Raw genomic sequence first — 12,058 nt, 5'->3', positions numbered from 1 at the left:
GGTGTTGAAAATACAGCAACGTTTAATGAGAGAGTTACAACAAAATCGTCATGTCAAAATAGTAAAGGCAACGGATTGGTGCATTCCAATTCGTACCATTGAGGTAACATATGAGCCGATTCGTCGCTCTACGATGGATGTCTTGATGCAAATGCTGTTAATAAGCATGCAGGAAGCGAATTTTCAAAATGTGCAGGAGTTAAGTGAGCTTTTACTAGTAGACCCACTGTTTATTGAGGATTTAGTATCATTAATGTCTCGCGTGCGTCTTATCGAGCAATTAGAGGGCTTCTATACATTAACCCCTAAAGGACAACAACAGTTGGTACGTGGCATTTTCGAAGAGGAGTTAGAAGTCGAAACAGCGACTTTGTTATTTAGTCCATGCCACCAAGCGATTCTCCCTGTTGGAGAAGACGATATAGAGGAATTTGATGAGTTGCCAGCTCCTTATCGTTATGTTGATAAAGAGGCAGAGCAGCAAGAACAATTTGATGAGGCAATGTTGCTTATAGCTTTACAGCAGGGAGAGGAAGAAGCATCAAGCTCGCAGAAAATAATCGAAACCATTGTGACATCAGAAGCGAAACAAATCAATGATATTCCATGTCTAGAATTTCTTCTTTACGATAAGGAACAAGATATTATCTACGTTCGTGTATGGAATACTTTGTTAAATAAATGGGACGAAGAGCTAGAACAGCAACTTACAGACCAAGAGCAGCCACAATGGCGAGCACAATATTTATAAATGCGAGAACGAGCGGCGCAGTTGCCGTTCGTTTTTTTTGTGCATTTAGATAACAGCGTGCAAATTTTCTAGCCTGCATATATTACTTACATAAAGGAGGGTCCTAATGATAACGATTAGTTTATGTATGATTGTCAAAAATGAAGAAAGCTTGCTCGAAAGATGTTTAGATTCCGTCCAACATGTAGTGGATGAAATCAATATTATTGATACTGGCTCAACTGATCGTACAAAGGATATTGCACAGCACTATACCTCTAGAATTTTTGATTTTCCGTGGTGCGATGATTTTGCAAAGGCGCGGAACTTTTCCTTCCAGCAAGCAACGAAAGATTATATTTTGTGGCTTGATGCAGATGATGTGCTCACATCTGAACATCAGCAAAAGTTAGTACAATTAAAGCAATTTCTTTATCCAAGCATCGATGCAGTTTCAATGGATTATGTTGTAACGCTAGAGGCGGATGGGACTGTCGCAACGAGTGAAAAAAAATACCGATTAGTAAAGCGAGCACGTCATTATCAGTGGCGGGGAGCAGTGCATGAGTTTTTGGATGTAACAGGTAACATCTATAAAAGTGATGTAGCAGTTGTGCATGTACCAGTAAAGCAACAAACAGCTCGTAATCTACGCATATATGAGCGGTTAATAGCAGACGGATATACATTTGCGCCAAGAGATTTTTTCCATTATGCAAATGAATTAAAACAACACAGCCGTTTTTTAGAAGCAATTAATCACTATCATACATTTTTAGATACAGCACTCGAAACATCTGAGGCCCAAGTTCAAGCTTGTTTAAATTTAGCAGATTGCTATGAGCAATTACAAGATACCAAGAATGCGACACAGGCTGTTTTTCAATCATTATTGTATGATCAACCAAAACCGGAAACATGCTGTCGAATCGGCCAACACTTTATGGCGCAATCGAAAAATAAGGAAGCAATTTATTGGTATTCCCAAGCTTTACAAGTAACGCCTTGCACTATTGGCGTTTACAAACGAGCATACTCAACATGGATACCGCATTATCAATTAAGTCTATTATATGATCGATTACGGCTTTATGAAAATGCCTATGAACACAATGAAGCAGCACGCCACCATAAACCAAACGATCAACGCATACTTGACCATCAACAATATCTTCGCAAACAGCTACACAAATGACTGGTTGCGAAATACCCGCGGAGTAAAGAGGTTTACGCGCGAAAGTGAGAGAAATACCCGCGGAGTAAAGAGGTTTACCCGCGAAAAGGAGAGAAATACCCGCGGAGTAAAGGTGTTTACCCGCGAAAGGGAGAGAAATACTCGCGGAGTAAAGCATTTTACCCGCGAAAGCACTATAAACTCCCAACAGTGTTGAAAAAAGAATCTGCCTATACCCCTCCTCGTAACAGTAAAGAGTGCTATGCAGATTCTTCTTTTTATTACTATATAAATTTATGGCATGATTCCACTTACATATTAATGACTGCCACAAGCTTCACTTGATTCAGTTTTACACAATCCAATGGAATACCTTAGAACTTATTCAACGATTTCATTTACATATGAAGAAACATCAATATAATCTACATAAATCGCGTGACCAATAATAAGTGACAAAACAACAATAATCGTAATAATAATCACATTTCGTGGTCTAAAGTCTTGAGCTTGCATTTTCTTCTCCTCCTTCATAATTTTGAGAATATTATGGCAATTCAATATATGTTAAGGGAATAGGAGTATGCAGTTTTAAAAATACTTTTTTATGTAAATGTTTAATTATAAAACCTTAAAGGAATACAATATAGGCAAATATGAGGGATGGAACGATGAATGATGCAACAGTTAAAAGTTTTACTAGTTTATGTACATTTTACTAGATGAAAAAAATAAAATTCAAGACGCAACTAATCATTTCACACAACTTTTCCTCTACAGCCCATTGAATATTGAACCAGTTGTTTGCAATGTGAAACTACATTTTCATATGAAAATTGTCGTTAAACTAGACTGCCTAGCTGCTCCTGATAAACTAGCAGCCTTCCTATGCATACTTAAAATCATTCTTTAATATTTTTGAAAATTCCACTCATCACCTTAGTAGGACTTCTAAGTAAGAGTGGCTAAAAAAATATAACGCTTTACTTGTGGTATATTTAACATGACAGATGTAAGTAAAGGAGTATGAAAATATGGCAAAAAGTTTAGTAATTGCCGAAAAACCATCCGTTGCGCGTGACATCGCAAATGTACTAAAATGTACAAAAAAAGGGAATGTTTTTTTAGAAGGCGACAAATATATTGTGACGTGGGCACTGGGACATCTTGTAACATTAGCGGACCCAGAAGCATATGACGTGAAGTATAAAACATGGAATTTAGAAGATTTACCAATGCTTCCGGAACGCATGAAATTGGTTGTAATGAAGCAAACAGGTAAACAATATAATGCGGTGAAATCGCAACTAACTCGAAATGATGTAAAAGAAATAATTGTAGCTACGGACGCTGGGAGAGAGGGCGAATTAGTAGCACGCTGGATTATTGAAAAAGCAAACACTAAAAAGCCAATCAAACGTCTATGGATTTCTTCTGTAACCGACAAAGCAATTAAAGAGGGCTTTGACAATCTTAAACCAGGCAAAAATTATGAAAATCTATATCATGCTGCTGTAGCTCGTAGTGAAGCTGACTGGTATATCGGATTGAATGCAACACGTGCTTTAACAACACGTTTTAATGCACAATTAAACTGCGGGCGTGTCCAAACACCTGTTGTTGCCATGGTTGCAGCTCGCGAAGAAGAAATTAAAAATTTTAAACCTCAAACATATTACGGTATTGAAGCAAAAACAAAAGATAATTTAAAACTTACTTGGCAAGATGCAAAAGGCAATAGCCGTAGCTTTGAAAAAGGTAAAATCGATACCATCGTTAAAAAACTTGGTAACAACAACGCAAAGGTAATTGAAGTAGAGCGTAAGCCTAAAAAATCGTTTGCACCTGGGCTGTATGATTTAACAGAATTACAACGCGATGCGAATAAAATTTTTGGTTACTCTGCGAAAGAAACTTTAAATATTATGCAAAAGCTATATGAGCAACATAAAGTATTAACGTATCCTCGTACTGATTCACGTTATATTTCAAGCGATATTGTAGCAACGTTACCAGAACGTCTAAAAGCATGCGGAATTGGCGAATACCGCCCGTTTGCTAATAAAATTTTATCTAAACCTATAAAAGCAACTAAAGCGTTTGTAGACGATGCTAAAGTTTCTGATCACCATGCGATCATTCCAACTGAAGAATACGTAAATTTCGCAAACTTTAATGATAAAGAACGTAAGATTTATGATTTAGTTGTAAAACGTTTCTTAGCGGTATTTTTCCCAGCACATGAATTTGAACAATTAACGTTACGCGCTAAAATTAGTGATGAAAATTTTGTTGCAAAAGGAAAAACAATCACTGTAGCTGGTTGGAAGGAAGTATATGAAAACCGCTTTGATGATGAGGAATCGAATGACGACTTAAAAGAGCAAGTTTTCCCTCGAATCGAAAATGGCACAACATTAGAAGTTCATTTAATTTCACAAACAACGGGTCAAACAAAGCCTCCAGCACGTTTTAATGAAGCAACATTACTATCTGCGATGGAAAACCCGACAAAGTATTTAGAGAGTAATGATAAACAGTTAGCCGATACTTTAAAATCAACGGGGGGATTAGGTACTGTAGCAACGCGTGCCGATATTATTGATAAGCTTTTTAATTCCTTTATGATTGAGCAACGAGGCGGTAAAGAAATTTATATTACCTCAAAAGGTCGCCAGCTATTAGATTTAGTGCCTGAAGAATTACGCTCACCTGCAACGACTGCTGAATGGGAACAAAAGTTGGAGTTGATTGCAAAAGGGAAATTGAAGAAAGAAGTATTTATCAATGAAATGAAGCAACACACGAAAAAAATAGTTGCAGAAATCAAATCAAGCGATAAGAAGTATAAGCATGATAATATTTCAACGAAATCATGCCCTGATTGCAACAAACCAATGCTTGAAGTGAACGGTAAGAAAGGTAAGATGCTTGTATGCCAAGATCGTGAATGTGGATACAAGAAAAATGTAGCTCGCATAACGAACGCTCGTTGTCCTCAATGTAAGAAAAAACTAGAGTTACGTGGTGAAGGCGATGGTCAAATCTTCGTATGCAAATGCGGACATCGTGAAAAATTATCTGCCTTTGAAGCTCGTCGCAAAAAAGAAGGTGGCGGAAAAGTGGATAAGCGAAGTGTACAAAAGTATTTGAAACAACAAGCAAAAGAAGAAGAACCTTTGAATAATCCGTTTGCAGATCTATTAAAAGGCTTTAACTCTGATAATTAAATCATCGGAAGATTTAGGACTATAGGCAAATTCAATAGAATTTGCCCATAGACTGTTAACTAGTAGAAATTTAGTTTTCATTCTGGCAAATATGTTTCAATATCGGTACCACTAATAAATTGACCTAAACCAGAAGCTTCTCGATGTAAAAAATAAATCTTTGCAGAATATCGTTGGTCTATTATTTTCTGGTAGATAGAATATTACTCGCTAACAAAGCAGCTAAACGAGGCATAGAATCGCTATTTAACGTAGCGCTCTTAATGAAATGCATGCATTTGATTTGCTCCCTGTTGGATAGCCAGATTAATCTGTTTATCCAACAGGGAGATATTTTTTTAGGATTAAGCTATATATTTTATATGTACCTAAAGGTAGAAACAACAAATTATTAGTAATAAAATTCCCTAACCAATGTTCGAGGGCATTTTGTAGAAAATCTCCGTCCCCCCAATCCGTATTTAGGAATTTTGCCTAACGTTAGTAAAGTAATATTCTTAGCTCCACGCTCCATTTCTTTTCAATAAGAAGTTTGTAGTCCACATTTTTCTGCTAGTTCTTCTTCAATTTCTCTCAAACACCAACTCTCTCCACTAACAGTTATTTTAATCACCGCACTTAAAGACTATGTGAACGGAGGACATAAGAAAATTAACATCATCTCCACGCTATAGTGGAGAGATTTTTTGTTTGATATTTATATTAATAGAAATATTTGACTGTAATAACAAAACTGTGTTATCTTGTGTATAACAGATTTGCTGTGGATATTTACCAAATTAGTTGGAAGGAGAGGTTCTGATCTAGATTAGTTGAGCTATACTGCTAAACAAGGTAGAAGCAATGAAATCGATTACTTATCTTAGGGGGCAATTATGAAAAATAAACTATCTGCGGTGTTAGCCGCTACATTAGCATTAACAATAAGTCTACCAACTGGGGCGTTGGCGTTTTCTAACAGTCAGACTGCGGTTGTGGCTAGCCAAGAATTAGCTAGTCAAGAACTAAAAAAGATTGCGGAAGAGAAGGCTGCGCTACTTACGAATTCCTATGAGACGACTAGCGTGCAGTATGCGCTAATTGATAATGGTAAACTTGTTTTGTCAGGTCAGACAGGCAAGAATGATATGGAAGGGAAACTGCCGCTGACTAAAGATACTTTATACGGGATTGGTTCAGTCAGTAAAATGTATGCAACTGCAGCTGTTATGAAATTGGTCGATGAAGGAAAAGTCGATTTGGATGAACCTGTTGTCCACTATATTCCTGATTTCAAGATGAAAGATGAGCGTTACAAAAGCATTACGCCACGTATGCTATTAAACCACTCCTCTGGCTTGCAAGGTAGTACGTTTACTAATACTTTTTTATTTAACGATAATGATACTTATGCCCATGATAACTTGTTACGCCAATTATCCAACCAACAATTGAAGGCTGATCCTGGCGCGTTCTCAGTATACTGCAACGACGGTTTTACGTTAGCCGAGATAATGGTCGAAAGAGTCAGCGGTATGAGCTTTACGGAATTTATCCATCAACAGTTTACAGAACCTTTAAAGCTAAATCATACGAAAACGCCACAGGACGAATGGGAAAATGATAAGCGGGCAGGACTTTATTTTCCAACATATCAAGGACAGCTTCCACCTGAATCAGTGAATGTGATTGGTACGGGAGGGATTTCTTCCACTGCCGAAGATGTTGTGCAATTCTCACAAATATTTATGGGACAGGGAAAAGGAATCCTCTCTGACAAGGCAGTTCAGGCGATGGAGCAAGAGGAATATAAAAAAGGAATGTGGCCAGAGGATGGAGATAGTATTATCAACTATGGTCTTGGTTGGGATAGTGTGAAACTATATCCATTTAGTGAATATGGGATAAAAGGTTTGGCTAAAGGCGGCGACACGGGATTGCAACATGCTTCACTGGTAGTACTTCCTGAACAGAAGATGGCAATGGCTGTGTTATCATCTGGCGGTAGCAGCATGACAAATCAACTAATGGCGACTGAAATACTGCTCGCTGCGCTTAAAGAGAAGGGCACAATTAAGGACATCAAGCCGAGTAAATCCTTTGGCAAGCCAGTCAAGGACAAAATGCCTGAAGATCTAGCGAAGAATGCAGGTTTTTACGGCAATAGTTCCGGTCATTTCAAAATAGAAATTACGAAGAATGACGAACTAATCTTGCCAACTAATCCAGAAGAAAAATATATATATACTGCCGATGGAAGCTTTATGAATGAGAATGGTACCGCCAAGCTTAACTTCGTCACGGAGAAGAATGGACGAACTTATTTGAAGGAAAGCACATATTCGTCTCTGCCAGATTTAGGGCAAATAGCGATTACGCATTATGTAGCCGAGAAACTTGAAGACAATGTGCTACCGAAGGAAACAGCTGCCGCATGGGCAAAGCGAGAAGGTGTCAAGTTTTATCTTGTGAGTGAGAAATTTAGTTCTTTGCTATATTTTGCACCAATCGTGCCTATCCAAATTAATAGCAAGGAAGCGATGGAAGGCTATTGGGGAAGCAGTAAAATTACAGGTCCTAACACGGCGATGCATCAGCTCCAAATACCTGTGATGGGTGGACGTGATACGACGGAAACCCGTTTCTATACAGAAGGTGACGATGAATATTTAGAGATGTCCGGATTTTTATACGTAAGTGAATCCAACTTAAAACCGCTTGATGCAAGCCAATCATCCAAAGTTACACTACAAGCAAATGGACATGCGAGCTGGTTTACAATCCCGGAAGCGTTAGCAGGGAAAACGATGACGGTGGAGTTGCCATCAAATAGTTCGTTTGCGGTGTATGATGACAAGGGATTATGTATTAATTTTACTGTTGTAAATGGCAATAACAAAGTAAAACTGCCGAAGAACGGAACGGTTGTATTTGCTGGTGCATCGAATTCGGAATTTGCAATCACGTTGAACTAGCTACAATTCAAGAGGGACTTCAACAAAACCAGTAGGACATCGGAAAGATGTTTTGCTGGTTTTGTTTGTATAAGGTTATATCAGCGTGCTACTTTCGGCATCGACACCAACGCCTCGAGGTATTTTTTATAAATTGTTTGAGTGACTGGCACGCAAGTAATGAATTTTAAATGGTGTGCATACAGTTATTGTATGTGTTTTGTGAAAGTGGTACATTATTTTATTCTGTTTAATGTAGTTTATTTTCTTTTTAATGTCATTAAAATTCTTTTTTAAACTAGACAGTGATTTTTTGTGATGCTATATTTAGAGTGTCATAGTTTTTATAATTAGGAAAATTAAGAAAATGTTAGTCCTAGTTATAGGGAACAAAGGGGTAAGTGTTATAAAAGAAGGATGATAGATGCCTATGGTAAAAAAAACGTTAAAACAAAGAATTGTAGATGCTTCTGTAGTACTGTTTCAGCAAGATGGCTATCACAATGTAACAGTTGAACGCATTGTGGAGTATATTGGCGCATCAAAAGGTGGGTTTTATCATAATTTTAAATCGAAAGATGAACTGTTGTATGAGGTTCATGACGTGTTTATTTCCTATGTGATTAAACAGTCACAGGAAGCTTATGACAAATACGATACACCGATTAAACGCTTATGTGCAATGCTTCAAACGTTAACCCAAGTGTTTGATGTATACCAATCTCATATTACCGTATTTTATGAGGAAAGCCGTTCTTTATCAGAAGAATATAGTGCAATCATTCATAAGAAGCGGGACCAATATCGGGATATTTTACAAAAGGTGATTGAAGAAGGGCAACAGACAAAGGATTTTCGTGCTGAATTGCCTTGTACAATTGTAACAATGGCCATTGTAGGGATGATTAACTGGACATATATGTGGTTTAAACAAACGGGTCCGTTAACAATGGAGGAAATTACAGAAGTATTTACAGATATGATATTACGAGCAATTGTGACAGACCAAGCTATGGAAGAAGCAACTCAATTTATGGTAAAGATGAAGCCAGAAGAACAAGCTGGTTTTATTAATGTTTAGTACAGACCGACTAGTCGGTCTAAATATTGTGTAACTGTCGTCTGAATGAATTCCGCTATGGCAAATTGGATATTAGGGGGAAATGGGAATGAACTTTGAACTAACGAAAGAGCAAGCGATGATTCGAGACATGGTACGTGATTTTGCAGAGAAAGAGATTAAACCTTATGCTCGTGAAGTCGACGAGACATCAACAATGAGAATAGAAAGCTTTGAAAAAATGGCTGAGCTAGGCTTATTAGGTATCCCGTTTCCAGAGGAATATGGTGGTTCTGGAGGAGACACGGTTTCCTATGCAATAGCTGTTGAAGAAATTGGACGTGCGTGTGGTGGTACGGGTTTAAGCTATGCAGCAGCAGTAAGTTTAGGCGCCGCTCCTATTTATAATTTTGGTACGGAAGAGCAAAAGCGTGAATGGCTTGTTCCTTTAGCGAAAGGGGAAACATTAGGTGCTTTCGGCTTAACGGAACCTAATGCGGGGTCTGATGCTGGCGGTACCCGTACAACAGCAGTTATAGATGGTGATGATTACGTTATTAACGGAGAAAAATGCTGGATTACCAATGCAGGTCATGCGCGCCAAATTATTGTCACGGCAGTAACAGGTAAACGTGAAGATGGCAAAAAAATCATTTCATCCATTATTGTGCCAACGAATACGCCTGGTGTCACAATCAATTGTAATTATGACAAGATGGGTGTGCGTGGTTCCAATACTTGTGAAATTATTTTGCAAAATGTTCGCGTACCAAGAACGAATTTATTAGGGGACGAAAAACGTGGATTCAGTCAATTTTTAAATACATTGGATGGTGGCCGTATTTCCATAGCTGCGCTATCAGTCGGCATTGCACAATCTGCATATGAAAAAGCATTAAAGTATGCCAATGAACGAGAGCAGTTTGGGGCACCAATCGCCAAGTTTCAAGCAATACAGTTTAAGTTGGCAGATATGGCAATGGAAATTGAGCTAGCTCGTACGCTAGTACATAAAGCAGCGTGGCTTAAAGATCAGAAAAAACCATTTGCTAAAGAGGCAGCGATGGCGAAATTATTTGCTTCTGAGATGGGCTTCCGTACTTGTAATCAAGCCATTCAAATTCATGGTGGTTCAGGTTATATGAAGGAATATGATGTAGAACGTCATTTGCGTGATATTAAGTTAATGGAAATCGGTGAAGGAACATCTGAAATTCAACGTCTCGTTATTTCTCGTCTAATTGGCTGTTAAAAATTAAATAGCATATTGAAGGGGGATTTTCATGGCAGAACTTGTGTATCAAACAATTGGTCAATTGCTCGATGAACAGGCTAAAAAATATCCTAAACATGAAGCGCTAGTGTATGCAGACAGAGACTTGCGGTTGACTTATGAGGAGTTAAACCAGCAAAGTCGTTTAGTGGCAAGGGGGTTACTGGCCCTTGGAATTGAAAAAGGAGACCATATTGCCGTGTGGACAACAAATGTTCCAGAGTGGGTACAGTTACAGTTTGGTACAGGAAAAATGGGTGCGCCAATTGTCACTGTTAACACCAATTATCGTGCCCATGAACTGGAATATTTACTAAGACAATCCGATGCAAAGACGATTATTTTAATCGAAAATTTTCGTGACCATTCTTTTATTCATACACTCCAAGAAATATGTCCTGAGCTTGAACATTGTGAACCAGGTAATTTGCAATCGAAGCGACTACCTCTATTAAAAAATGTTATTTTAATTGGCGAGACAAAGTACCCAGGTGTCCTGAATTGGTCAGATGTATTGACATCTGCAAAGCAAGTAACAGAGCAACAATTAGATCAAATACAGGCTTCATTACATTATGATGATGTCATTAATATTCAATATACTTCAGGTACAACGGGTTTTCCAAAAGGTGTTATGTTAACACATTACAACCTAGTTAATAATGCCGTTAACATCGCTGAATGTATGCGTCTAACTTCAGCAGATCGTTTATGTATTCCTGTGCCATTTTTCCATTGTTTCGGCTGTGTCATCGGTACACTAGCCATTACGACAAGTGGTGGAACAATGATCCCAGTGCAAGAATACACACCTGCGGAAGTGTTACGAACAGTTGAAAAAGAGAAATGTACAGCATTACACGGTGTACCAACAATGTTTATAAGTGAATTGAATTTGCAGAATTTTTCGTCATACGACTTATCGACATTGCGTACGGGCGTAATGGCAGGCTCTAATTGCCCAATCGAAGTCATGAAAGCGGTCATCGAAAAAATGGGGATGACTGACATAACCATTTGTTATGGTCAAACGGAATCTTCACCTGTTATTACACAAACACGAGCAGATGATCCATTCCATTTAAAAGTAGAGACAGTAGGTCGAGCATTACCAAATCTAGAAGTTAAAATTGTTGTTCCTGGTACAGATGTGGAAGCGCCGATAAACGAGCAAGGTGAGCTTTGTACAAGAGGCTACCATGTGATGAAAGGCTATTATAACAACCAAGAAGAAACCCAACTTGCAATCGATCAAGACGGTTGGCTGCATACGGGTGATTTAGCGACGATGGATGAGGATGGTTATGTCAGAGTAACAGGTCGTTTGAAGGACATGATTATTCGTGGTGGAGAAAATTTATATCCACGTGAAATTGAAGAATTTCTATACACGTTCCCAAAAATTGAAGATGTGCAGGTCGCTGGTGTTCCCGATCCTAAGTATGGAGAAGAAGCGGCAGCATGGATTATTTTACGAGAAGGGGAACAGGCGACAGAAGAAGAAATTCGAGCATTTTGTCGCGATAAAATTTCTAAACATAAAATTCCAAGACATATTTTCTTTATCGATAGCTACCCAATGACTGCTTCAGGAAAAGTACAGAAATTTAAGCTACGCGAAGAATTTTTGGCAGCAGTGAAGGTGAAATAGGAAGGGG

Annotated in this window: 8 protein-coding genes; 7 read left to right on the top strand and 1 reads right to left on the bottom strand. The window is 38.2% G+C overall.

Going from position 1 to position 12,058, the window contains the following annotated elements:
• Nucleotide 1: 1 nt before the first annotated feature.
• Nucleotides 2–751 carry a hypothetical protein gene (locus FC748_RS15080; RefSeq protein WP_108030659.1) on the top strand — a complete coding sequence of 250 codons (750 nt, stop codon included), beginning with the start codon at nt 2–4 and terminating at the stop codon, nt 749–751.
• A 106-nt stretch (nt 752–857) separates the two neighbouring features.
• Complete coding sequence (locus tag FC748_RS15075; protein WP_108030658.1) at nt 858–1,925, top strand: glycosyltransferase family 2 protein; 1,068 nt, start codon at nt 858–860, stop codon at nt 1,923–1,925.
• Nucleotides 1,926–2,285: 360 nt separating this feature from the next.
• On the opposite strand, the gene FC748_RS22440 is transcribed toward FC748_RS15075, so the two are convergent.
• Nucleotides 2,286–2,420, bottom strand: coding sequence for a hypothetical protein (locus tag FC748_RS22440; RefSeq protein ID WP_255313808.1), 135 nt, complete (start codon nt 2,418–2,420; stop codon nt 2,286–2,288).
• A 518-nt stretch (nt 2,421–2,938) separates the two neighbouring features.
• Between FC748_RS22440 and FC748_RS15070 the strand changes: the two genes are divergently transcribed.
• The 5 genes from FC748_RS15070 to FC748_RS15050 all read left to right on the top strand — a co-directional run bounded on the left by FC748_RS15070 (nt 2,939) and on the right by FC748_RS15050 (nt 12,051).
• The gene (locus tag FC748_RS15070) at nt 2,939–5,134 is read left to right on the top strand and encodes a DNA topoisomerase III (protein WP_108030657.1); all 2,196 of its coding nucleotides are present in this window, start codon (nt 2,939–2,941) and stop codon (nt 5,132–5,134) included.
• A gap of 875 nt (nt 5,135–6,009) precedes the next feature.
• Complete coding sequence (locus FC748_RS15065; RefSeq protein ID WP_137102308.1) at nt 6,010–8,088, top strand: serine hydrolase domain-containing protein; 2,079 nt, start codon at nt 6,010–6,012, stop codon at nt 8,086–8,088.
• Nucleotides 8,089–8,497: 409 nt separating this feature from the next.
• Nucleotides 8,498–9,148 (top strand): TetR/AcrR family transcriptional regulator, encoded by a 651-nt coding sequence (locus FC748_RS15060; RefSeq protein WP_024362791.1) that lies wholly within the window; start codon nt 8,498–8,500, stop codon nt 9,146–9,148.
• A gap of 88 nt (nt 9,149–9,236) precedes the next feature.
• A complete protein-coding gene (locus FC748_RS15055) occupies nt 9,237–10,379 on the top strand; it encodes an acyl-CoA dehydrogenase (RefSeq protein WP_024362792.1) in 1,143 nt (380 codons plus the stop codon).
• A 31-nt stretch (nt 10,380–10,410) separates the two neighbouring features.
• Nucleotides 10,411–12,051, top strand: a complete 1,641-nt coding sequence (locus tag FC748_RS15050; protein ID WP_108030655.1) for an AMP-binding protein — start codon at nt 10,411–10,413, stop codon at nt 12,049–12,051.
• The last annotated feature ends 7 nt before the right edge of the window (nt 12,052–12,058 follow it).

The sequence above is a fragment of the Lysinibacillus sphaericus genome (assembly GCF_005217585.1).
Classification (GTDB): domain Bacteria; phylum Bacillota; class Bacilli; order Bacillales_A; family Planococcaceae; genus Lysinibacillus; species Lysinibacillus sphaericus.
The sequence above is the reverse complement of the archived record's forward strand: the minus strand, read 5'-3'. Positions and strand labels throughout refer to the sequence as shown.

What these genes read in the sequence shown, in the direction of transcription:
- FC748_RS15075 (WP_108030658.1), top strand. Translation starts at nt 858, where the DNA reads ATGATAACGATTAGTTTATGTATGATTGTCAAAAATGAAGAAAGCTTG.
- FC748_RS22440 (WP_255313808.1), bottom strand. Translation starts at nt 2,420, where the DNA reads ATGCAAGCTCAAGACTTTAGACCACGAAATGTGATTATTATTACGATT.
- FC748_RS15070 (WP_108030657.1), top strand. Translation starts at nt 2,939, where the DNA reads ATGGCAAAAAGTTTAGTAATTGCCGAAAAACCATCCGTTGCGCGTGAC.
- FC748_RS15065 (WP_137102308.1), top strand. Translation starts at nt 6,010, where the DNA reads ATGAAAAATAAACTATCTGCGGTGTTAGCCGCTACATTAGCATTAACA.
- FC748_RS15060 (WP_024362791.1), top strand. Translation starts at nt 8,498, where the DNA reads ATGGTAAAAAAAACGTTAAAACAAAGAATTGTAGATGCTTCTGTAGTA.
- FC748_RS15055 (WP_024362792.1), top strand. Translation starts at nt 9,237, where the DNA reads ATGAACTTTGAACTAACGAAAGAGCAAGCGATGATTCGAGACATGGTA.
- FC748_RS15050 (WP_108030655.1), top strand. Translation starts at nt 10,411, where the DNA reads ATGGCAGAACTTGTGTATCAAACAATTGGTCAATTGCTCGATGAACAG.